Raw genomic sequence first — 23,925 nt, 5'->3', positions numbered from 1 at the left:
GCCTCGACAAGCATTCGATATTCGGCCTGAAAAGGCAACAACTAGAAGATAGGAGGAAATCATGGCAGAGCAACATCCTGATATCGAGAGCGTTCTGCTTTCCGAGGATGATATTCGTAGTATCGTATCCCGCATGGGTGCCGAGATTACCAAGGACTATGAGGGCAAAAACCCCTTGTTGGTGGCTGTGCTGCGTGGAGCGGTTGTATTTACCGCTGATTTGATTCGCGCAATAGAGTGTCCGATGTCGGTCGACTTTATGGCTGTGTCAAGTTACGGCGATGGTGTGAAGTCCTCTGGTGTTGTGCGCATTGTTAAGGACCTCGATACCAAGATTGAAGGCCGTGATGTTCTCATTGTTGAGGATATTTTGGATTCTGGTTTGACGCTGAGTTACCTGATCCGTATGCTGCAGTCGCGCAATCCGGCATCAGTGCGTGTGGCTACCTTTGCGGTTAAGGATATTGAGGGCAAAAAGCCTGCGGTTGCTCCAACCTATGTAGGTACACATGTGCCCGATTCATTTATTGTTGGCTATGGTCTCGATTTTGCTGAGCGCTATCGCAACCTCCCTTATATTGGTGTGCTCAAACCCGAGGTTTATGGCGAGTAGCTTTACCATTGGGACGCGTCGGGACAAAGTTTCGAGCGCGTTTTAGTAAGGAGATTTATTCGTGTCAGAACATCATTTCCCTGACGATCCGCGTAAGCCAAGCCTTCCAGAAGATCCGTTTAATGGGATGCCTGACCCGCGTCATGGTCGTCGTATTAGTCCTGCGTATCTTATTGTTGCGTTGGCTTTTTGCGCGTATCTTGCCTTTGGTATGTTCAATAACCTAAGCTCTGCGGCAAAAGAAGAAACACTTTCTACCAGTCAGTTTGTGGCTGCGGTAAAGGAAGATCGTGTAGTTGAGGTTACCTACAAGACGGCGGACGGTAGTCTGACTGGTAAGTATCATTCCAACAAAAAGGTTAAAGGCAACACCAAGGAACTTAGCCAGTTTAAGAGCTACTACGTGGGTGCTGACAGCCTAGACAATCTGATGGAAAAGCATCCCAAAGTGGAGTTTAAGGTTGACACAAGGGATGACTCGCTGTTGCAGACGATTTTGGTGTCAGTGTTGCCAACGGTTGCGCTTGTGCTGGTTTTTGTGTACTTCATGAGGCAAATTGCCAGCCAGAATAGCAAGTCGATGCAATTTGGTCAGACCAAGGCACTCACTACGGAAGAGTCACGACCCAAGACAAAGTTTAGTGATGTAGCAGGCATTGATGAGGCTGTGGAGGAGCTCAAAGAGGTTCGCGATTTTCTCAAAGAGCCAGAACGTTATCAAAAAATGGGTGCCAAGATTCCCCATGGTGTACTGTTGGTTGGGCCTCCAGGAACGGGTAAGACCTTGCTTGCCAAGGCAGTTGCCGGTGAGGCGGGCGTACCTTTCTTCTCCATCTCAGGTTCGGACTTTGTTGAGATGTTTGTGGGTGTTGGCGCGAGCCGCGTGCGTGACTTGTTTAAACAAGCAAAAGCTGCAGCCCCTGCAATCGTATTCATCGACGAGATTGATGCTGTAGGACGTCAGCGCGGTGCTGGCTTGGGCGGCGGACACGACGAACGCGAGCAGACGTTAAATCAGCTGTTGGTGGCAATGGATGGCTTTGAGGACAATACCGCAGTTATTTTGATTGCTGCGACCAACCGTCCCGATGTCTTGGATCCAGCTTTGTTGCGTCCAGGTCGTTTTGACCGTACGGTGACGGTGGATAGGCCCGATGTACTTGGCCGCGAAAAAATTCTGCGTGTACATGGCGCTAATAAGCCCTTAGCTAAAGATGTTGATTACAAACGCATCGCAAAACTGACCCCCGGTTTTTCGGGTGCTGATTTGGCCAACCTTATGAATGAAGCTGCTCTGCTTGCTGCTCGCCTACACAAGGAGCAAATAAGTATGGCAGAAATTCAGGAAGCTATGGAACGCGTTATTGCTGGTCCTGAGCGCCGTACGCGTGTGATGACCGAACAAGAGCGTAAAACCATTGCTTATCATGAGTCTGGCCACGCACTGGTTGGTCATGTACTGGAAAACTCTAACCCCGTACACAAGATTACGATTATTCCCCGTGGTCAGGCGCTGGGTTATACGATGCAGCTTCCTGAGGAAGATCACTTCCTGCAGACGCGCAATGCCATGCTGGACGACTTGGCAACACTGCTTGGTGGCCGTACCGCTGAGGAGCTGTTTTGTGAGGATATTACTACGGGTGCTAGCAATGATATTGAACGTGCAACCAAGCTTGCGCGTAGCATGGTCACGCGTTATGGCATGAGTGATTCGCTCGGTATTCAGGTATTTGGCGAGGCTCAGCATGAGGTATTCCTTGGTCGTGATTTGGCTGACAAGCAGGACTACTCTGCGGAAACGGCTAAGCGTATTGATGATGAGGTGGAGCGCATTATGCGCGAAGCACATGATCGTGCAACCGCGGTGCTGAGTGCCCGTCGCAAACAGATGGATCAAATGGCTGAGGTTTTGTTGGAGCGTGAAACAGTCGAGGGTCCCGTGCTGGATGCACTTTTGGCGGGGACTTGGGATGAATATTCCGCTCAAGAGGCTGCTGCTGCAAATTCTTCAATCCCTGGTCTTGATCTTGGACTCAGTACAGATTATCTTCTCGGATCCGAAAACAGCTCTTTGCTTGATGACAATACTCATGAGTAAAAAGATGGGTCCTGTCTCTGATGCGTAATTAGGCAGATGTGTATCAGAAGTAGTAGAAAACATCGCCCCCAGAAATCCGCAAGCTTTCTAACTGCGGATTTCTGGGGGTAGTTTTATTACGACAAAGAAAAGCATACTCATATCTAAGTAAGTAATCCCAGCTTCGTGAGGGTATTGAGCACAAGACCAAGGCACATGGCAGTGCAAAGTAAAGAGACTACAATGGTAGTTACATGCGCCGTCAGAAGGGATTCGCATGACTATCAACCAACAAAGCTACTCGTTTGGTGCTTCCAAATCTTCCATCCGCGAAATTGCTGCATATGGTGCTGCCCGCAAGGCAAAGATTGGTGCCGAAAAAGTCTTTGATTTTTCGCTAGGCAACCCTTCAGTCCCCGCTCCAGCTGAGGTACGGGCATCGATTGAGCGTGCACTCGAACTCCCAAGCATGCAGCTGCATGGTTATACTCCTGGCAACGGCCTGCTGTTTGTGCGCGAAAAAGTTGCCGAGTCCCTTGCGCGTCGCTACGAATGCACAGCAGATGCTGCTGATTTGTATCTAACCTGTGGTGCTGCAGCCTCAATAACACTGAGCTTGCATGCCGTGGTCAACGCCGGTGACGAGGTTATCGTAATCGCTCCGTATTTTCCCGAATACCGCGTGTGGATTGAGACTGCAGGTGCTACTTGTATCGAGGTTCCTGCAAACCAAAAAAACTTCCAAATTGATACCGTGGCAGTTGAGGTAGCTATTACGGCTCGAACCAAAGCCATAATTGTTAACTCACCCAATAACCCTGTAGGTTCCGTTTATTCTGCCAACAATCTTGCCGATCTCGCGGGTGTGCTTCAGCGCAAAGAGGCGGAGTATGGCAGCACAATATATCTGATTTCTGATGAGCCTTATCGTGAAATTGTTTATGGTGCAATGGTACCTTGGGTTCCTGGCTATTATGAGCGCACCATTGTGGCATATAGCTATTCCAAAGCGTTATCACTGCCAGGCGAGCGTATTGGTTGGGTGTATGTGCCTCAGTCAAACCCCGATCACGATTATCTTGTGCCTGCAGTAGCGGGAGCTGGTCGTAAGCTGGGTTTTGTCTGCGCACCAGCGCTTTTCCAGCGCGTGCTCGCAGATTGCGTTGAGCTGCCTGCAGATGTTGATGCTTATGCAAAGAATCGCGTTGCCCTCACCTCAGGTCTTTCCAAGTTGGGTTATCACTTTATCGAGCCACAAGGAGCTTTCTATCTATGGGTTCAGGCGCTAGAACCTGATGATGAAGCTTTCTTTGAGCGTGCAAAATCCTTTGAACTGTTGCCTGTGCCTTCCACTAGTTTTGGTTGCAAGGGCTGGGTGCGTTTAGGTTATTGTGTGAGCTATGAGACCATTGTTAATTCGATGTCTGCTTGGAAGCAGCTCAAGGAAAGTTACGAGCAGGACAGCTAAGTCAGCGATTGTCATTCGAGCAAGATAAGGGGTAAGTAAGTATGGTAGCTTCATCTACGCAGGAGCGACGCTATGCTTGTGATGCGCACACGCATACCGTCTACTCCCGTCATGCCTATTCGACAGTCGAGGAAAATGTGCGTGCGGCAGCCGATCGTGGCTTGGAGCTACTAGGCATCACTGAGCACTTTTCAGACATGCTGTTTGAGAGCCGTAATATCCGCAATTTTCAATATTTTGCTAATTTCCATTGCTGGCCGCGTGACTGGCATGGCGTGCGTTTGTTGCATGGTTGCGAGGCGGATATTGTTGATCTTGATGGTCACTTGTTTGGTTGGGATACGACCTATGACAAGAACATAGTTGACACTCCTATCAAGCCGATGACACTTAAGGAATATGCCTTTGAGGAGTGCGACTACGTTATCGCCAGTGTGCACGGCAAAGTCTTTACCGAAAATGCGAGCATCACACAGGCGACAGAAATGTACATACATGCACTTGAAGATCCCAAAGTTTTTATCTTGGGGCATACAGGTCGTTCAGGAGTGCCGTTTGATGTTGACGAGCTGCTGACAGTGGCACACGATTTGCACAAGGTAATTGAAATTAATGAGCATAGCTTTGCTTCGTATTACAACCCTAATGTGCGCAATAATTGCCGCAAGATCGCTGAGTGTTGCGCTGAGATGGGTGTGCAGATTGCTGTCAATACTGACGCACATATAGCCTATACCGTGGGCCGTTTGCAGCAGGCTCCCATGCTTTTAGATGAGATTGATTTTCCAGCTGAGTTGATTGCAACACGTTCGGCCAAAGCCTTTGAGCAGGCATTGAGTGATGCGGGTCTTGCATTGGCGGGCACAATTATTCCGCCTGCATAAAGAGACTGGGGTCAACGCAGAGCCCTAAAAACAAACGACAAATTTGTCAGAGCAGGATTCAGGAAAAGTATATTTGGGGATTGTGGGGTAGTGAAGCTCGCAATCCCTGATTGCTATTAACCCTCAATCGTGATGTCACCATCATCGCGAGGCAATGCGGCAGGTACAGGCTCGTCAATTGAGCCACGATAAAAACCTCCGACGAAGGCTTCGGTACGCATAACGTTGATTACTGCACGAGGATCGACTGTTCGGACGAGATGTATGATTTCGTCCTGCTCATATGCGGACACTACAGTAGTAATCATCCACATCTTTTTATGTGAATAACCACCGTAGCCATTCATTACGGAAGCGCCATGGCGATAGTGCGATTGGTAGGCAGTGAGAATCTGCATGGGTAGGCGAGTGGTAATTTGTAAAGTCACGCGTTCGTAGCGGTGATAAAAAGCCGAGATGGTATGAGTTGAAAGATACTGAAAAACGATGGACCATGCAGCGTTTTCCCAGCCGAAAAGCCATCCAAAAATCACCAACATAAGGCAATTACCTGCAAAAACATAAGACCAAATGGTCTTGCCGGTACGTTTTGCCACCATCATAGAAATAAAATCGGTACCGCCGGTAGATGCACCACCCTTAAGTGCGATTGCGATAGAAAGACCGTATAACACTCCGCCAAAAACAACATTGAGCACAGTTTCGTTCATCAATGGCTGAAAGTGCAACAACTGCAAAAACATTGACGCAAGTACGACTTGCATACTCGAAAAAATAACAAAACGATGTGAAATGTGTCGCCAGCATATAAGAGCAACGGGTATATTGAGCGCGATCATACCCACAAAAGTTGGAAAGGAAAAACCGCCCAAGGCAGCAATGCGGTCTATGAGAATTGCAAGTCCTGTAAAGCCGCTGGACAAGAGCTCCGAAGGGCGGATAAATACTTGCAATACAAAAGCCTGAAGCAGAGCAGAACATATAACGGCAATGCTGGTGACTATCCTGCGCACACTTCGGTAGCGCGCGAATTCCAGTGCCTTATCAGTGAGCTTACCGCTCAAGATTTCGTTCCTTTCTGTCGTCCTGCCTATAGCTGCTTTCGTCGAATGGTACCATGTTTCCATGCTAATAAATCGTGTTTCTCGGCGGCTGTTGGCTGCCCCTGAATTAAAACCTCTTTTGCAGGAGTTGTGCGCTGGTCAAGACGCGACGCTTGCGGTTGCGCAGTCTGCACGTCCATTGATGGTGGCAGCACTATGGGCGCAAAATCCAAGGCCCTGTCTTTTTGTAGTGCCAGGTGAGGATGCGGCTGATCTTGCCGCTCGTTCGCTTGCTGCTTGGTTGGGGCAAGAGCGTGTTTTGCGCTATCCCGATCGGCGTGATTACCCATGGTCTGACAAGCAACCCGATCAAGCAGTAATTGGGGCGCGCTGCCAAGCAGTAGCCAAACTTTCTGTGGGCGAGCAGGTTATTGTGGTGACGAGTGCTCATGCTTTACTTCGTCGTGTGCCACCGTATGGTTCGGATTATTTTGCGAGTGCAAGATTTGATATTGGCGATGAAGTTGAGTTTGGTGAGGCTACCCGCATTCTTGTAAGCATGGGTTATTCCGATGCTGGAGAAGCAGGGCAAGTTGATACTCCTGGTCTCTTTTATCCGCATGGTGATGCGATTGATGTGTTTCCAGCCCAGGCTACCAGCCCTGTTCGTATTGAGTTTTTTGGCGATGAGATTGACCGTGTGCGTCGCATGGTGGCCTCAACAGGTCAAACCATTGGCGAACTCGAAGGTGTAACGGTAGCACCCTGCCGTGAGCTGGCACTTACTGACCGTACGGTTGCCAATGCTAGCCGTGCACTCTATAACGCTGCGCAAGATTCAACCGATATTGCGGCTGACTTGGAGCTTATCCAGCAGCGTGCGGCTGATCCAACGCTTGAACGTTACCTGCCCCAGCTTTACGGCAAAACGAGCAGCCCGCTGGAGCACATGAGTAAAGATATGCTGGTTGTTCTTGCGGAGCCTCGTGCGTTGTTTGATGATTGTATGCGCAGCTATGAAGAGGTGAGCGCCACAGCCAATGCCAAGCGTATTGATATTTCCGAACTCTATACCGCGCCTCGTGACCTAGATTTTGGTAAGCAACAACGCTTGTCGCTCTCGTCCATCCTTCGTGCTGGGGGTACGGTAACCGCTCAGATTGAAGTTAAGCAGCCTAGCATTGCGGGCACAGATACGCGTTTGCTTGGCCGTGTTCGCGAGTTACTGAGTAACGGTAGTACTGTGCTTTTTGCTATGCCCGATCGTCGTGCACGCGAAGCATTGGAGCAGACCTTCTCAGCAGAGCATATTGCTTTTTGCGAAACACTTGGTGCTGATCCCGAAAATCAAGTGCCAATAGAGTCGCCTGATGCCAATGTGTCAGCCCGTCCGCTCAAAGCTGGCATGGTGAATTTTATTGATGCACCTGTGCCTGCAGGCGTTGTATTGCCTTCGGCTCGTCTCGCACTGCTTTCTGTGTCTGACTTAACTTCGCGTACAGCCAAGCGCAAACGCCATCGCAGTCGTCACATTGATCCTACAGAAGTGAGCTTTCCCTTTAAGCCGGGGGACTATGTGGTGCATGAAACCCATGGCGTTGCGCTTTTTGCTGCGATTGAGCGTAGAAGCGACTTTGGCGCACCATCGGATTTCTTCCGTCTGGAATATGCTGCGGGCGATTTGTTGTTTGTGCCTATAGAGCAGGCTGATCGTCTGACACGCTATGTGGGTGCTGACGGTGCTTCTCCACGCTTGACAAGACTTAATACTGCCGACTGGAGTCGTGCGACAAACAAGGCGCGCGCTTCAGCAAAAAAGCTCGCCTTTGACTTGGTGGATCTTTATACACGTCGCGCAACCGTTGCAGGCTATTCCTTTGCACCAGATACGCCAGCGCAGTTTGATATGGAAGCGAATTTTCCCTATGAACTGACAGTCGATCAAAAATCCGCCATCGCTGACATCAAAGCAGATATGGAGAGCAATCGTCCGATGGACCGCCTGCTTTGTGGTGATGTAGGTTTTGGCAAAACTGAAGTTGCTTTGCGAGCTGCATTTAAGTGCTGCCAAGATGACAAGCAGGTCATGGTGTTGTGTCCTACGACGATTTTGGCGCAACAGCACTATGAGACCTTCTTTGCTCGCTTTGCTCCCTTTGATCTGAATGTGTGCGTGCTATCGCGCTTTGTGACGCCCGCAAAGACGCGCCGTGTCATAGCGGACTTTGCAGAGGGTAAGGTCAACGTGCTTATCGGAACGCATCGCCTGCTATCGGCAGATGTTAACCCCCATGATCTCGGCCTTGTTATCATTGACGAGGAGCAGCGCTTTGGTGTCCAACACAAAGAGCAGCTCAAAAACCTGCGAGAGCAAGTTGATGTGCTCACGCTCTCGGCTACGCCTATTCCACGTACGATGCAAATGGCGATGAGCGGCGTGCGTGATATGAGTCTTATCATGACGCCTCCTCCTGGTAGACTGCCGGTTATTGTGACGGTAGGGGAGTATGATCCCAATGTGGTGTCAGCGGCGATACGTGAGGAAATGGCACGCAAGGGACAGGTATATTACGTATCAAATCGCGTGCATACTATTGGCGATGCGGTTGCTCGTGTGATGGAAGCGGCGCCCGAGGCGCGCATTGGTGTGGCGCACGGCAAGATGACATCTTCTAAGGTTGAGGATGTCATGATGGAGTTTGAAGCGCATGACATTGATGTTCTTATCGCGACAACTATCATCGAGAGTGGTATCGACAATCCACATACCAACACCTTGATTATCGAAGACTCACAGCGCTTGGGTTTGGCGCAGTTGTATCAGCTTAAGGGCCGCGTCGGGCGTGGGCATACTCAGGCTTATGCCTACTTTATGTTCCCGCCTGAGCAGCCTCTAACCCCCGAGGCAACCGACCGCCTAACCGCAATCAATGAGTATCAAGAACTTGGTAGTGGCATGAAAATTGCTATGCGCGACTTGGAGATTCGCGGTGCTGGCTCGCTTGTGGGCGCAGAACAACACGGCAATTTGTCGAGTGTTGGTTTTGACCTCTTTACACAGATGCTTGGTCAGGCCGTTGCTGAAGCGCGGGGCGAGACGAGCGAAGAGAATCTTGCTCAATCCGAAGTTGCTATCAATTTGCCTGCGGATTACTTCTTAGCGGAAGAATATGTGCCTGAGGTTGATCGTCGTGTACTGACCTACCGTAAACTGGCAGGCGCCGAAGAATTGGCTGAGGTTGATAAGCTGCAAATTGAGCTTGAGGAACGCTATGGTGCAATGCCTGTGGCCGCGAAAAATCTTTTTGACCGTGCACGCATTCGTATCCGTGCGTCACGTTTGGGCGTAACGTCAGTTTCTTTGGCAGCAAGCAAGCTGACTTATATCGGTATCAAGCTTAGCCGCGAAATGTCACTGCGTGTGCGTGAGCGTCGGGGACTCTATTATCCCCAGACAGGCAAACTCATCTACCCCTTCCACAAGTCGGAAGAACAGGTCATGCCTGCTGCACTGGGTGTACTTGAAGCAGTTGGTGGCAATGATGAAGTGGAAGAAGATGAGCAATAGCGTCGCGTAACGTATCTGCATATAGAGAGGTAGCTATGACAAAGCAACACAGAGAGGGTGTGCAAAGATCCACTCGTATCGCTGACGATAGTGCTGGTCTTGCAAAGACTATTGATGAACAGATTGCCAGACGCGAAGGTGCTCCCACGACACATCCACAATTCGACCGTCTTGTGCGCATGATTTGGCGATTGCGCCAGCCCGATGGTTGTCCTTGGGATAAGGTGCAAACGCATCATTCCATCACGCGCAATATGATCGAAGAAGCTTACGAGGCAGTGCAATGCATCGAGGATGATGATGAGCTTCATCTGCGCGAGGAGCTGGGAGATGTGCTCGAACAAGTTTTGCTTCACGCACAGATTGCCGCGGATGGTGGTATGTCGGGTGGTCATGGCGGCCTTTTTGATATTGATGATGTGTGTCGTGAACTCAACGAAAAATTGATACGCCGTCATCCTCATGTCTTTGGCGATGCAGCGGCACTGGGTGCGGTGGATTCTGCAGGAAAGGTACTCGATATCTGGGATCGTGTAAAGCAAGATGAACGAGCAGCAGCCAGGGAGGCTGACGCGAAGCAAGGCCTCCTTGACTCTGTGCCGATGAGCTTACCGGCACTTGCGCAAGCTCAAAAGATCTCAAAACGAGCGGCAAAGGCTGGCTTTGAGTGGAACGATTTGGCAGGCGTCTGGAATAAGGTAGCTGAAGAGCGTGCAGAGTTTGAGGCGGAAGAGCAGGGGAGCGAAGCTGCTGCTGAGGAATTTGGCGATTTGCTTTTTGCGTTGGTAAACGTTGCGCGTTGGCAGGGTATTGATGCTGAGTCAGCACTTGCCGCTTCCAATCGCAAGTTTCGCCGTCGCTGGGCTCGCATGGAAGAACTTGCGACAGCTAATGACAAGGATATTTCTGAGCTTTCTGCTGCTCAACTTGAGGATCTTTGGTTGCAGAGCAAACAAGAAGAGCGCACATAGTATGGCTTTCCTTTGTCATATTGTGACGATTGATTTGGTGTGAGCTTGGAAAAATGGTCTAGTCTTTCAACTTTGTCACAATACGGCGTGTGGCTGCGGCATAATGAACATATCGCGAGTTACGAATTTCGCGACGGCTGGTCAAATACGATGCAGAAACGAAGCAGCAGACATGAGCCAGGGCAATATCGAGCTACCCGGATTGCGTTACAGCAGTTCGAATCCCTACGAGCGTGATCGCGCGCGCCGTGCAGCGGCGAAGCGCGAGGCTGAGTCTGAAAAAACCCCTACATGTAACAATCCAATCTCGCCAGACGAACTTCCGCCCGAGGGGCCACGTCGTATTTTGCCTGGTGAGGTTATTAATACGTCCCAGTCAAAACGCTCCAAACGTTCTAGCGTGGGTTTTAGGCCCTCTCTTCCCTTCCATAAACACAAGACGGATGCTCCTCATTCGGGTGTTTCGGGCATGAGTTCCAAGGGCGATACGCGTGCGCCTACGCGTCGTAGCGCGAGAGCAGAGCAGAGCTTGAGGCAAGAAAAGCGCCAAGAGCGCGTTTCTGTAAGACAGAGCATTCTTGCGCGTATTGTTGGTTTTGTGACGGCAACGCCCAGACGCATTAAAGGATGTATTGCGCTTGCAATCGCTGTCTTGCTTTTCTTTGCGGTGTATCCTCCCTTGCGTGATTATTATGTGGCTCGTCGTACTCAGGAGGATCTCAAAGCTCACTACGCGCAGCTCAAAGATAAAAACGGTAAGTTGTTGGGTGATATTGAGCGTCTACAAACAAGCGAAGGTATTGAGGACGAAGCGCGCAAGCGCGGCTATGTCAATCAGGGCGAAACGGGTGTTGTGGTTGAGGGCCTAGATGGCAGTGGCGATAGCAAAAAAAGCAACGAGACCGTAAGTGCACAGGATGCGCGCAAGCCAACTGAGGAGACCAAAACCATCAATACGGGGTCTTTTCAGCAAAAATTTCTCGACTTTATCTTCCAGTATCACAGGGAGGATTTAGGCTAATGGCTACAGATGGGGATACTGCTGATCGCCTGTTGGCAGTTATTGATATCGGTACGGTGACAGCGCGTCTGGCTTTGTCTCGAGTGCACAAGGGGCGTGTAGTGTCGCTCACCAAGCAATCTACCATTGTCAACCTTGGTATGGGAGTGGATAAGACAGGTAGGCTAGATTCTGCAGCCATCAATCATGTAAGTGAGTGTATTGCTGCTTATGTTGCGACAGCTCAAGAGGCTGGGGCAGAGTGTGCGGTGTGCACACTTACGAGTGCCGCTCGTGATGCGGACAACTCTGACGAGCTGCTGAACCGTCTACAGGCCTTGGGTCTTCTTCCTCAAGTGATTCCCGGTGAAGTTGAAGGGCAACTGACCTTCTTGGGTGTTGCTCAGGATTTTTTTGCTCACAAATTATTGGTAGCAGATAATGGCGGTGGCTCAACCGAGCTTGCTTGGGGAGTGTTGTCGGCAGCGGGACTTGATATGGGGCTGGTGCGCTCGACCAACGTGGGCTGTCGTAGATTGACCGACCGCTATTTTTCCCAGCATGAGCCAGCTCGTATGGAGGATTTGCGTGCAGCGCATGAGTTTGCCGCAGAACAATTTGCACCCGTAATTGCAGAGGCACATACCTTACATTTGCAGGTAGAAAAATTGCTTGCTTGTGGTGGTACGGCGACTTCGCTTGTGGCAATGACGCTTGAATTGGAACCCTATGATAGCGCGCGCGTGCATTTGGGTGAGCTTGGCTATCAGGAGGTTTGTGCTTTAGAGGAAAAACTTGCAGGCCTGACTGTGGAAGAGCGAGCACAGCTTCCTGGTCTGCAAACAAAGCGTGCGCCAGTTATTCTTGCGGGCAGCGTTGCTATAAGCGAGCTGATGAAACAGACGGGCTGTGAGACATTGACAGTAAGTGAATCAGATTTGCTTGTTGGCATGTCCTTGACGCTAGACGCAGTTATTCGAGAAGAGACGACAGCTGTGGGTTGGAGACCCAACTTTACTCATTTCGACTAAATCTGTGCAAAGTTGGAACTCACTCTGTGATTTGGCTTGTTATAATATCTGCCACACAACTTTTGCCTCAGGCGTTGTTCTTGTATATATGGGGGCGTGGCGGAATTGGCATACGCAGCGGACTTAAAATCCGCCGACCTTGGTCTTGTGGGTTCGAGTCCCACCGCCCCTACCATATTAAGACGTAGGTTATGATACAATCACCTATGTCTTTATTTTTGCCTGAACTCAAGGCTTTGGGGACTTCTGTTTAACACGATGAGTGTGCAGGGGTCCTCTTTTTTATCTAATATTCTCAGCCTCCAAATTTTTTAATACAGGGGTGTGCACTGGCACACGATTAACAGGTACTGACACATGATAGCCTGTCATACTGGCACATGGTTCATCATCTAATTAGAGTGAGCTAATCAATTCTTGTTATGATAAACATATTGGAAAGTTAGGTGTGTCATGGGCACTAAGTATGGTTATATTCGAGTCTCCTCCGCTGATCAGAATATAGAACGGCAGGAAGATGCTCTAAGGAGAATGGGTATATTAGAAAACAATTTATTTATTGACAAGCAAAGCGGTAAGGATTTTTCAAGACCAGCTTATCAAAGGCTGGTTAATAAATGCTTGGAAGGCGATGTCATCTTTATTGATTCAATAGACCGTCTAGGTAGAAATTATCAAGAAATTCTTGGCGAGTGGAGGATTCTTACCAAAGAAAAACAGGTTGATATTGTCGTGTTGGATATGCCCATTCTCGATACTAGAAGTACCTTAGCCAAAGAAGATCTTACGAAAACCTTTGTTGCTGATCTGGTGCTGCAAATTCTATCCTATGTGGCTGAAAAAGAGCGACAAGATATCAGAAGAAGGCAAGCTCAGGGCATTGCTGCTGCAAAAGCACGTGGTGTGAAGTTTGGTAATCCTGGTATTCCTATCCCGGAAAATTTTACCGAGGTTGTTTCATCTTGGCGTAGCAAAAAAATAACGCTCAACGAAGCGTTATCAATATTGGGCGTCAGTCGTAGTTATTTTTATGATAAAGTTAAAAAACTCTGCTTATAAACAGAAATATCCGTCAAAGTACACTCTAAAAGAAAAAACCGCCCGGAGGCGGTAAGCAGTGCAAAAATGGTGCCCCCAACGAGACTCGAACTCGTGTCGCCGCCTTGAAAGGGCGGTGTCCTAACCGCTAGACGATGGGGACGCGGTCAAAGAGTATACCATGCACGTCGCTGTACTGGTAGTACAGGAATGAAAGATTTTTTTGCCCCATTATTTTCAATGTGAGTTTTAGCATTTGTGTAGATTGACTAAAATGATTTTACGAATAAGCACTGATTTTCAAAGGTGTGATTTCTTATGACATATGTACAGTATCTTGCATGGATGGGCATTCTTGGAATCGTCGGCGTGATTTTGATTAGTCCCTATTTCATATATAGGGCAATTCAGAGTTATCGTTTTAATCGAATGCTGGAAAAGCAAAACAAGGAAAACCATGCAAGAATCCGCGAACAATTCCGCAAAGAAGGATTAACTCCAACACACCGCACGACAGATGAAGAGGTTGAGGAGTTCCGCGAAGAGTGGCGAAAACGCACGGGAATGTAAAGTTAGGGGTAGTAATTTTTCTACCTTTTTGTTTTGAAGAGAATTACTTAAGCCTGATTTTCGTCGGTTGATTATCAAGCTCCACCAATCGAGCAAAAACAGCCAACTCGGCGGAAAATGCGTAAACGCCAACAGTTGTAGTTCAATTGAGCCGCACACTCAGGCGAAAGGAAAACTTCCTGTTCGGACGTCACTGCTTGTGTAAATACTCACCAGTCAAAACCGTTTTGTTCGGCCCAATTGCGAGCGGCAGAGTTTATCTGTGGGATTTCTTCTGCCCAAGGCACCAAATCTGGTGTATCTACAATGATGGGATCTGCTTCGTGTGCGGCTAGTGTTGCTTCCGAAAAGCTGCAGGCAGGAAGTTCGGGGCGGTCGGGAATGTAGGTATCTACTAGCACAGGCCGCAGTAGTGCGTAAGCGCCGCCCTCAACGAGGTTTGAGTAACCAAGCAAAGCACGTTTTGCTGCAGAAATTCGATTGAGCTTAAAGAGCAAAATCACGCGGGCAAGATGTGACCATGAATCGCCATGGCGGCTATAGTGAACATCAAGCTCATCAAAAGCCTCTTCATTTTCAAGGCGGGCTAGGGTTAAAGCGCAGGTATGGCGTGCGCCGAGCATATCGCTCGGCGCCATATCGAGTAATTGTCTACAGGCATCTTCAGCCATACTGTAGCGTGCGGTATCAAAAAGCGCACGACTAAAAGCTGATTGAACCCTCAACATGCCATGTGTAAACACGTCGTCCCAGACATCCTCGTTATCATCATGAGTTCCGAGAAGTGGTTCGGACTCTATGTTATGCGCTAGATTCTGGCGCAATGTGATGAGCTTTTCGATGAGATCATCACCCTGTAAGTCTTGGGCAAGCAGCTTGCACAAAGAGGCATCTGCGCAGTTTTCATCGATGGCGAGTGCACGATCACAATCGGAGATAAGGCGATTGAGCCTACGGCTGTGTGCAGCAAAGAAAGCATCATCTGCATCGATAAAATCAGCGTTCTCAGCAGATTTTTCATAGCGTTCAAGAGCATCGATCAATAATGAAAATGCTTCATCGCGGGGATCATCTATAAAAGATTTGGGCTTTGCTTGGACGGCACGTAGCAGCTCTTCAAATCCACTTTTTGAGAGGTTTCCAAGCTTGGCACTGCGTCTTTGAGCAAGACGAGCAATCAGTTCTTCATGGGTTTTCACTGCACACCTCCTTTGGGTTTACGGGAACTGTCATTACCCTCGCCAGAATCGTTCTTATTGGAGTTGCCCTGATTATTGGTAAGATCGCTCAGTAGGCGGAAGCGCTCCTCTGCCTGTTGCTGAGCTTGGGCAATTTCTGTCGCCTCACGGGAAGGAGCCATTTCAGTGGCTGTTTCGGCTAGCCACAAACCAAAGGGTCCGCGTGCGCCCTGTTCACGTCCTTCTTGCAGAAGTACGGTTGCTTCGGATAGTGCCACAATAAGTTCGTCCTCACTGCCAGGAGCTACTGGTAGTCGTGCAAATACACCATCGGGCAATTCGTGCTGACGAATAAAGGTTGCTGCTGCATGCGGATAGGTAGTTATGACATGTTGAAGTTCCGATTTTGCTGTTTCAAAGTCGAACTGCTTGTATGCGAGTGCCATTCGACCAATGGAAAGCCAAGCGTTGGGCCCGCCACCATTGCGTGGAGTGGCGGCAAAACTTTGTTCAAGTGCAGCAAATCCATTGGAATCCTCGAGTTTTGCAAAAGCGATAGCTGCAGTGCAGCGCACATCTCCCATATCGAGCGGGTCGGCTTCTAGTGATTTGGCACAAAGCCTTAGTGCCTCACGATTGCGCCCACAGATGACCGCTTGTGATGTCATTGTCGCTAGCCAGCGGAAATATGGCCTCATTGTCAGATGTTCTGCAAGTTCGCGCAAAGGTTTGGGCAAATCGTCTCCGGCGTGTACGCGCTGCTTGTGGCATTGCTCGCGCACCTGAGCTTCTCCGGCATCAAGCCACTGGTAAAAGGCGTCAAATCCTGGCTGTTCGGATGCGGCAATCATGCGGCGGGCATCAGCGTTGTGCGGATCCAGTGACACTGCTTCGGCAAGCAATCCGTGTGCTCGGTCGATAATCTCGCGTGCATGTTTTTCTTCCAAAAAAGGGAGTTGACGGTCAATCAAAGTTGCTGCACGCGCCACAAGATTGAATGCGCGGTCATTGTCAGTTTGGGGAATAGCATCCCGCGATTGCACAAACTGCTTGTCAAAGTCGTCATATGCTTGTTGTACTTCTGTAGGAGTTGCAGAATTGAGTGTTTGTGCCAAACGCAGTTTTAATCTCTGGTAGTCTTCGGCATGGGCATCAAATGACATTTCCGCCCCCTCAGATGCAAATTCTAGTCAACATGTCTACTATCCTTTGTACATTTATATAAATCAAGAAGTATTCGGTAGACAAGCATATTATTCTGTAACCGAGCAAAATTATGCAATGATTCTGAAAATATCAGAGACAAGCTAGACTGTGAGTAATTGCGGACTTATGGGTTTCCGCAAAACAATCCGTAGCAAAATTGATATGGATTGCAAGTATATTTGCCGCATTGCATGCGGCCTAGAGGAGAGGAACAACAATGGGTAGGTTTACGAATCCCCGCGACCTTTACTTTGGCGAGGGCGCTCGTCACGAGGTCAAGAACTTCAAGGGTTCCAAGGCAATGATCGTCTCTGGTGGTAGCTCCATGCGTCGTGGCGGCTTCCTGCAGGACATCGAGGCTGACCTTAAAGAGGCTGGCTTTGAGGTTGCTTTCTTTGAGGGCGTCGAGTCTGACCCTTCCGTCGAGACTGTGATGAAGGGCGCCGCGGCTATGTCTGAGTTCGGCCCCGATTGGATCATCGCTGTTGGTGGCGGCAGCCCCATCGACGCTGCAAAGGCAATGTGGATCAAGTACGAGTATCCTGAGTGCACCTTTGAGGATATGTGCAAGGTCTTTGGCCTGCCCACTCTGCGCACCAAGGCTCACTTCTGCGCAATCAGCTCCACCTCTGGTACTGCGACCGAAGTCACCGCATTCTCGATCATTACCGACTACCAGAAGGGCATCAAGTACCCCATTGCTGACTTCGAGATTACCCCCGATGTCGCAATCGTTGACCCTGAGCTCACCTACACCATGCCTGCAAAGCTTTGCGCACACACCGGTATGGATGCTCTGACCCACTGCATCGAGGCCTACGTTTCCACCGTTGCTTCTTGCTACACCGACGGCAACGCTCTGCACGGTATCCGCGAGATCACCAGCTGGCTGCCTGTCTCTTACAAGGGCGACAAGGAGGCACGTCAGCACATGCACGACGCCCAGTGCATCGCTGGTATTGCATTCTCCTCTGGTCTGCTTGGTATTGTTCACTCCATGGCTCACAAGACGGGCGCCGCTTTCTCTGGTGGACACATCATCCATGGTTGCGCAAACGCTATGTACCTCGGCAAGGTCATCCAGTTCAACGCCAAGGACGAGCGTGCTGCTGAGCGTTATGCATTTGTGGCAAAGGAGATTCTGCATCTCGAGGGTGAGACCAACGAAGAGCTCGTTGCTGCTCTCGTGCAGTACATCCGCGATCTGAATGACAAACTCGACATTCCTCAGGCCATCAAGAACTACGGCCAGGGTGGCGTCAAGGCTGAGACCTCCATCATCGACGAGAAGGAGTTCCTTGAGAAGCTTCCCGAGGTTGCCAAGAACGCAATCGCCGACGCTTGCACTGGCTCCAACCCTCGCCAGCCGTCCCAGGAGGAGATGGAGCAGCTTCTCAAGTGCGTCTACTACGACCTGCCCGTGGAGTTCTAAGCTACTCGTCATGTTGTGTGACGCGCGAAGCTTCGCGTAATTGTGCCAGCCGTATCCTTTGTGGGTGCGGCTGGTTTTTTTGCGGCCAGTTCGTGCAGTAGTCCGTGCGGTAATTTGTGTGGTAACTTTTGCAGCAACCCTCGCGGTGGCTTTTTCAGTAACTCTTTCGGTAACTTTTACGACAAGTGTTTCAGTAAGCCAGTGAGCGGGCGCCAGTATTAACAATGTGTCCCATCTACCGAGTTGAGCTGCACAAGAGTCGCCGAACGGGGCATACTGTATCCAGCACAATTCAAGCGATTTTTGCTTTGAGGCTCTCAGAGAAAGGTTCCGATATGGCAGTGGATGAAAGCCCTATCCTTGAGTTTGGCGACGAGATGAGTCAGGCTCCCATGACAACAATTCCAGAACCAAGTGCGCCTACGCTTGAGTTTGGCACCAATCTGAGCCAGCCAGCGCCTGCGGTGACGCCGCTCGCAACCATTAACGTTGATGACTCGATGCTGTCTGAGTCCGAGCGTAAGCAGGTCGATGAGTTTGCAGGCAAAATTGACCTTGCTCAATCTGGTGCAATTTTGCAATATGGCGTTGGTACACAGAAAAAGATGGCTGACTTCTCTGATCGTACTCTGGAATCCGTTCGTACCAAGGACTTGGGAAATGTGGGCAACGAGATTACTCAGCTCATCGTTGATCTTAAGGGCTTTGACCCCGAGGAGACCGACCAAAAAGGTTTCTTGGGCTTTTTTAAAAAGCAGGGCAACAAACTGCAGGAGCTCAAAGCTCGTTATGCCACAGTAGAAAATAATGTGGAGCGCATCTCGAACGAGCTGCAAAAACACCAGATTCAGTTGCTTAAAGATGTCGATCAGCTTGACCATATGTATGATTACAATGTCACCTACTTCAAAGAGCTAACAATGTATGTGCTTGCAGGCAAGCAGAAGCTGGAAAAGGTCCGTACGGAGGATTTGCCCGCAGCTCAGGCAAAGGCGCAGGCAAGTGGTTTGGCAGAAGATGCTCAGGCCGCGCGCGATTTGGCGCAGCAGTGTGACCGTTTTGAGAAGCGCGTCTACGACTTGGAACTCACGCGCCAAGTAGCCTTGCAGACCTTCCCGCAGATCCGCTTGGTGCAAAACTCCAATGCTGTCATGGCTGAAAAGATTCAATCCACCATTGTTAATACTATCCCTTTGTGGAAAAACCAGATGGTCATTGCTTTGGGTGTGCAGCATGCCACTCAGGCGGCACAAGCCCAGCGTGCAGTGTCCGAGATGACCAACGATTTGCTTAAGCGCAACGCCGATCAGCTCAAAGTCGCTACCGTAGAAGCGGCAAAGGAGTCCGAGCGTGGCATCGTTGATCTTGAGACTCTACGCCACACCAATGAGCAGCTCATGTCGACACTTGATGAGGTTATGGCTATTCAGAAGGAAGGTCACGAGAAGCGTATCGCTGCTGAAGCCGAGCTTGCCCAGATTGAAGGCGCGCTCAAGCAAAAACTCCTTGAGGCTTCATCACACTAGATTCTTCGCGTTAGAGGAATGCTCCTTTACAGCTAGAGGAATGTTCCTTTGCACTAAAAGAAAAGCTGGGTACTTTTGGGTGCCCAGCTTTTTGCATTGCTTTTTATATTGCTTGAGCTAATAGTGATCCTAGAGAGGGTGTGAATCAGCACGGGGACCGTGGTCATCAGCAAGGCCATCTTGGGTCAACATAGTACGCAGTACATGCATGTCACCCTGTAGATCCCATGCGGCATCCTGCAACAGGTCATCTGCAAGTTTATTAAAAGACTCGTTAATAACATCAATGGTGGTCTTTATTTCCCTGCGCGTGGCCTCAGCATTGGGGCCATGCTCATCATGCTTGTCGAGGTCGGCATAGGCATCCACCAGCTTGCCTGTGGTTGGCAGATAATAGTTGAGGAACTGCGTGAGTTGATCGACCGTATCGGGACGCTCATTAACGCGTGCGGTAATACGGCGCACATTTTCTTCAAGTACATCCAGCTTGTCCGACATCTCCTTTTCTTCGATGATGTCGTTGGCCAAATGAATGCGCTGAATATAGTCCTTGCCCTTTGCCACTGCATCGGCCACTTTTGGATTGATAGGAGTTTTACTTGCGTTGTCTGTAGTGCCATTGTTGGTGTTCTGCTTGATGGATTCAGGAGCGGGAGCTGCAGTTTTGCTACGCGCAGCTACACGCTCAGAAGTTTTTTGCTTTGTCTTTGGCAAATCTTTGCCGCCCGCCTCTTTAAAAGCGTGATCGGTTAAATATAAAACCGTTTTGCCATCCATGGACTGACGAATACGACCTTGAGGAATATAGCCCTGAGAAATACCTGTCTGCACCATTTTTGTGGTATCGCCGATAGAGCTCTCCGTTTGAAGGGCAATCTCTTCAAGACTTAATGCTTGTCGCGTACTGGCAATACGAGCAAGTCTTTCAAGATATCGATGTAATTTGCGTTCGCGATAGGCGCTTCTTGTAAGCTTGCCAAACAAATAGGTAAATCCACCAAAAATAACGCTGGCAAAGAGGCTTGGAATAAGGGATTCTCCAGACAGGCCAAAGATACTGCTTAAAGTTACTATTCCGTTTATGCCTGTCAAATAGCCAAAGCCAAACATTTTTGCCATAGCACTAGTCTTTTTGCTGCGCGCACGTACTATGTATGGGCTAGGACCTGCTAAAGCCCGCGAAAATGAGGCGCTTGCGGACTTGATTGAATGTGAAACGGATGCCGAAAGGCCGGCAAAGTCGGCGGCTTCGACCGCCTCGTTAACCTTACCCATAACGGTTGAGCCTAGGTCGTTGAGGCTATCGAGCATATCAGGAGGGGGCGGATAGCCAGGACCTGGTGTCTCGTATGTTGGCGTTTCTTCAGTAGACTGCTTGTTGGTCATAGTTCCTCTTTGAGCTGTCAGCGGAGCTGGCGTTAATAGTGAGCTGGCTGCATCACCATGACGCAGTGCCTTTATTTTATGGCAGTTGAGGTCATTAATCATGCCCAGCAGAAAATGACTCCATAAGTTTAAATTTAAGAAGCAAAACTCCAATATTTCGCAACAATGCACTGTCACACGGACAAGCAGAGTAACCGCCAAGGAAGACAACCATCAAGCAAATCAATCGCTAAGAAGAGCATAGCTCTGCTTAGCCAAGAAGTCGCAGAGCTATGAATGAAGCGCAGCTAGCAGATTTGCCATATCACACCAACCATCTGTTGAGGGGCGAGTGGATACAAAAGCGTTTGTTGCATCTGCAAGCACTGCCTGCGACTTTGGATTGTTAATGCCGTTACGCATGAGCATGAAGGTGCCCACATGTTTTGCCATCTCGCAGTCCGCTGGGGAATCTCCGCAAGCTAGGCACTCTTCAGAATCCCAACCCATTAGCTCGATGTAGCGTGCAACGGCTGAGCCCTTATCGAGTCCGCGCGGCGTAATGTGATAGGTATGTACATCTTCAAGGCGCTCGCCTGCAACGGTGGGCAAAATAGTGTCGCCAGTAATACGCGTGACCATGCCGTTATCTGCAAGGTAGAGAGGTAATCCTGTCTCATCCATCATCTGCCGAACTTCGTCTTCCATGACGGCGCCGCGAAATGCGACTGACACTTCGCGGTATTGGTAGCCGATGCCGTTGTCGTTGTAGAGTTCCAAAGAGTCAAACCAGCGCTTTTGCATACGCTCGACAATGCCTGTCTCTACGATGACTTCATGCGGGGTTTTTCCGCAGTTAGGATCAAAGGACATGTCTGCGGTGAAGTACTGCCAATCACTGGTGGTGCCCTCATGCAAGCAGAGTATGCCGCCCATCTCACCAATCCAGCCAGGGAGTCCTAGCATGCGTACGACTTCACGAATCATCGCGCGACTGCGACCGGTGCATGGAATCACGTCGATACCAATGCGCTGCAAAGCAACAAGAGCTTCAGGTAATTCGACAGATGGATTGCCTGCTGAGTCACAGAGTGCCGAACCATGCGTAACCATGGTGGCGTCTGTGTCACTAATGATGTGCTTGATGCGTCCAAAGCGCTCTTGCAGATAATCAGGAAGCAAGGCGGGGGCAGAGGGGAACGTTGGCAGAGACAGAGCTGGCATACATTTCTCCTTTAGGACGCAACGATGGTAGCACTAGGATTGTTGACTCAGATGTTCATGCATAGCACGTAAAAAGAGAGTTTCGTCGGTCTCGCAGGGTAGGAATTCGTCGCCTACGTGCTGGCGGGTTTCATCTCCCTTAGCGAGCAAGCAAAGCAGAGCAGGTGTTTTTTCTGCATAGGCAAGCTCAACTGCACGGGCGATGGCATCGGGTCGACTGGGGATCGACTCGGCGTGCTGGCCAGCTGGAGTTGCGGCAAGCAGTTCCGCATTGATATCCTCAACTCGTTCGTGTGCGGGATCTTCTTCGGTATAGATGAGAACATCCGCCCATTTTGATGCCTCAAGTGGCAATTCCTGGCGGCGTTCTTGGGCTTTGCCGCCTGGCGCACCAAAGACCGCAATAATACGGCGACCAGGGAACTCTTTGCTTACAGAAGCAAAGAAACGCTGGTAGGAGAGCTTGTTGTGTGCATAGTCAACAATGGCAGCCACGTGGCGCGGATCAGGCGAGTTCAAAAGCTCCATGCGGCCAGGTACGCGACAGCGGGCAAGGCCAGCACGGATTTGGCTGCGACTGATGCCCAACAGTTGAGCTACTGCAATTGCACATAAGGCGTTATCGACATTAAAGAGGCCAGGCATGCCAAGATGCATAATGGCGGTCCAAGCAGGTGTGTGTACAGCAAAGTCTACCGTGCCTTCACTTGGCGTGATGTGGTCAGCCCAGATATCAGCCGTGATGCCAGCAGTACTGGGAGCCGTTCCGTCTGTGCTGGCAACGCCAAAGCTGACAAGCTTGGTGCAATGTGTAGCAGCAGTGAGTATCTCGGGCAAATGGTCGGTGCCTAGCCCTATGACCGCTGTTTTTGCATGCTCAAAAATACGCAGCTTACTTGCAAAATAGTCCTCAAAATCTGGATGCTCGCGTGGCGAAATATGATCACGACCAATGTTGAGGAAGCAGGCAATGTCGAGGTTCAGTCCGTCAACGCGGTCGTATTTTAGTGCTTGGCTTGAAACCTCCATCACCATGGGGCTGTGTTGAGTTGTTGAAGCATTATGCAGGTAACGCCATAGGTCGGGGGATTCGGGCGTGGTGTTGTGGCTCTCCTCATTAACCACACCATCATAGGTGGCAATAGAGCCAATGACTGATGCGGCTGATCCCAGTTCACCTCTGCCATCGGCACCAGCGTCAAGGATGTAGCGCAGCATGTAGGCAGTTGTGGATTTACCTTTGGTGCCCGTGATGCCTACAATGTTCAGATCGCGGTCAGGGTGTCCCCAAGCTTCCGCTGAAACAAGCGCCATTGCACGGCGAAGGCCACTGTCTGTAGTGACAAGCGCGGGAATTCCTGGCGCGATAGTCGCCAGCTCTTTGGCGTGGCTCTCATCACAAAGATAGGCAACGGCGCCCTTTTTTAGAGCTGACGTCAGATATGCTGCGCGGAAAGCTAAACCTTTGCAAATGAAAAGATGATGTGCTTTCACAACACGAGAATCGCAGTCTGCACCAGTAATGACCTGCTCTTCTTGGCCAAAGAGCTGGGCGCTCGCGGTCAGGAGTCCGTGAGTTTTTAGTAACTCGGCGATATTTAGCACTGTAGTATTCATGCATCTCATGATACACTCTCGTGAGCACTCGCGAACACACGGGTTATGGGCGATTGGCGCAGTGGCTAGCGCAGGTGCTTTACACGCACAAGGTCGGGGGTTCAAATCCCT

Annotated in this window: 18 protein-coding genes and 2 tRNA genes; 13 read left to right on the top strand and 7 right to left on the bottom strand. The window is 49.9% G+C overall.

The features are described from left to right. The first annotated feature begins 61 nt into the window (after positions 1-61). From hpt to ACO5JD_RS08710, 4 genes are all read left to right on the top strand, one after another. On the top strand, positions 62-613 hold the full coding sequence (gene hpt / locus ACO5JD_RS08725; RefSeq protein WP_035437892.1) for a hypoxanthine phosphoribosyltransferase: 552 nt from the start codon (positions 62-64) through the stop codon (positions 611-613). Positions 614-740: 127 nt separating this feature from the next. Next, entirely contained in the window at positions 741-2,714 is a 1,974-nt protein-coding gene (gene ftsH, locus ACO5JD_RS08720; protein ID WP_021625152.1) for an ATP-dependent zinc metalloprotease FtsH, read from the top strand. Positions 2,715-2,970: 256 nt separating this feature from the next. Further along, positions 2,971-4,161 (top strand): pyridoxal phosphate-dependent aminotransferase, encoded by a 1,191-nt coding sequence (locus tag ACO5JD_RS08715; protein ID WP_484989212.1) that lies wholly within the window; start codon positions 2,971-2,973, stop codon positions 4,159-4,161. 41 nt (positions 4,162-4,202) lie between these two features. Beyond that, a complete protein-coding gene (locus tag ACO5JD_RS08710) occupies positions 4,203-5,045 on the top strand; it encodes a phosphatase (RefSeq protein WP_484989210.1) in 843 nt (280 codons plus the stop codon). Between the two features lie 116 nt (positions 5,046-5,161). On the opposite strand, the gene ACO5JD_RS08705 is transcribed toward ACO5JD_RS08710, so the two are convergent. After that, entirely contained in the window at positions 5,162-6,109 is a 948-nt protein-coding gene (locus ACO5JD_RS08705) for a YitT family protein (protein ID WP_232204009.1), read from the bottom strand. Positions 6,110-6,170: 61 nt separating this feature from the next. On the opposite strand from ACO5JD_RS08705, the gene mfd reads away from it, so the two are divergent. The 6 genes from mfd (at position 6,171) to ACO5JD_RS08675 (ending at position 13,717) form a co-directional block, all read left to right on the top strand. Next, a complete protein-coding gene (mfd, locus tag ACO5JD_RS08700; RefSeq protein WP_484989208.1) occupies positions 6,171-9,656 on the top strand; it encodes a transcription-repair coupling factor in 3,486 nt (1,161 codons plus the stop codon). A gap of 35 nt (positions 9,657-9,691) precedes the next feature. Continuing rightward, entirely contained in the window at positions 9,692-10,627 is a 936-nt protein-coding gene (gene mazG, locus ACO5JD_RS08695; protein ID WP_484989206.1) for a nucleoside triphosphate pyrophosphohydrolase, read from the top strand. A 172-nt stretch (positions 10,628-10,799) separates the two neighbouring features. After that, positions 10,800-11,648: an FtsB family cell division protein gene (locus ACO5JD_RS08690; protein WP_484989204.1), complete on the top strand. Its 849-nt coding sequence runs from the start codon at positions 10,800-10,802 to the stop codon at positions 11,646-11,648. Then, positions 11,648-12,658, top strand: a complete 1,011-nt coding sequence (locus tag ACO5JD_RS08685; protein WP_484989202.1) for a Ppx/GppA phosphatase family protein — start codon at positions 11,648-11,650, stop codon at positions 12,656-12,658. Before ACO5JD_RS08690 ends, ACO5JD_RS08685 begins: the two co-directional genes overlap by 1 nt. A 90-nt stretch (positions 12,659-12,748) precedes the next feature. Further along, a tRNA-Leu gene (locus ACO5JD_RS08680) sits at positions 12,749-12,833 on the top strand. 278 nt (positions 12,834-13,111) lie between these two features. After that, positions 13,112-13,717: a recombinase family protein gene (locus ACO5JD_RS08675; protein WP_484989200.1), complete on the top strand. Its 606-nt coding sequence runs from the start codon at positions 13,112-13,114 to the stop codon at positions 13,715-13,717. Positions 13,718-13,784: 67 nt separating this feature from the next. Here ACO5JD_RS08675 and ACO5JD_RS08670 read toward each other — a convergent pair. Next, positions 13,785-13,859, bottom strand: a tRNA-Glu gene (locus ACO5JD_RS08670). 155 nt (positions 13,860-14,014) lie between these two features. On the opposite strand from ACO5JD_RS08670, the gene ACO5JD_RS08665 reads away from it, so the two are divergent. Continuing rightward, a complete protein-coding gene (locus ACO5JD_RS08665) occupies positions 14,015-14,266 on the top strand; it encodes a hypothetical protein (RefSeq protein WP_480254971.1) in 252 nt (83 codons plus the stop codon). A gap of 209 nt (positions 14,267-14,475) precedes the next feature. On the opposite strand, the gene ACO5JD_RS08660 is transcribed toward ACO5JD_RS08665, so the two are convergent. Both ACO5JD_RS08660 and ACO5JD_RS08655 read right to left on the bottom strand, forming a co-directional pair. Further along, positions 14,476-15,465 carry a hypothetical protein gene (locus tag ACO5JD_RS08660; RefSeq protein WP_484989198.1) on the bottom strand — a complete coding sequence of 330 codons (990 nt, stop codon included), beginning with the start codon at positions 15,463-15,465 and terminating at the stop codon, positions 14,476-14,478. Next, positions 15,462-16,607 carry a response regulator receiver protein gene (locus ACO5JD_RS08655; RefSeq protein ID WP_484989197.1) on the bottom strand — a complete coding sequence of 382 codons (1,146 nt, stop codon included), beginning with the start codon at positions 16,605-16,607 and terminating at the stop codon, positions 15,462-15,464. Before ACO5JD_RS08655 ends, ACO5JD_RS08660 begins: the two co-directional genes overlap by 4 nt. 260 nt (positions 16,608-16,867) lie before the next feature. Here ACO5JD_RS08655 and ACO5JD_RS08650 point away from each other — a divergent pair, with 260 nt between their 5' ends. Both ACO5JD_RS08650 and ACO5JD_RS08645 read left to right on the top strand, forming a co-directional pair. Next, positions 16,868-18,082 (top strand): iron-containing alcohol dehydrogenase, encoded by a 1,215-nt coding sequence (locus tag ACO5JD_RS08650; RefSeq protein WP_484989195.1) that lies wholly within the window; start codon positions 16,868-16,870, stop codon positions 18,080-18,082. Positions 18,083-18,417: 335 nt separating this feature from the next. Next, complete coding sequence (locus ACO5JD_RS08645) at positions 18,418-19,608, top strand: toxic anion resistance protein (protein ID WP_484989193.1); 1,191 nt, start codon at positions 18,418-18,420, stop codon at positions 19,606-19,608. 129 nt (positions 19,609-19,737) lie between these two features. On the opposite strand, the gene ACO5JD_RS08640 is transcribed toward ACO5JD_RS08645, so the two are convergent. The 3 genes from ACO5JD_RS08640 to ACO5JD_RS08630 all read right to left on the bottom strand — a co-directional run bounded on the left by ACO5JD_RS08640 (position 19,738) and on the right by ACO5JD_RS08630 (position 23,814). After that, a complete protein-coding gene (locus ACO5JD_RS08640) occupies positions 19,738-20,994 on the bottom strand; it encodes a 5-bromo-4-chloroindolyl phosphate hydrolysis family protein (protein ID WP_484989191.1) in 1,257 nt (418 codons plus the stop codon). A 270-nt stretch (positions 20,995-21,264) separates the two neighbouring features. Beyond that, positions 21,265-22,197, bottom strand: a complete 933-nt coding sequence (locus ACO5JD_RS08635; protein WP_484989189.1) for an HAD-IIB family hydrolase — start codon at positions 22,195-22,197, stop codon at positions 21,265-21,267. Between the two features lie 33 nt (positions 22,198-22,230). Continuing rightward, a complete protein-coding gene (locus ACO5JD_RS08630) occupies positions 22,231-23,814 on the bottom strand; it encodes a Mur ligase family protein (protein ID WP_484989187.1) in 1,584 nt (527 codons plus the stop codon). Positions 23,815-23,925 lie beyond the last annotated feature (111 nt).

This window comes from Olegusella sp., from assembly GCF_057238325.1.
Note: the sequence above shows the minus strand (reverse complement) of the source record. Positions and strands in the feature narration are given on the sequence as shown.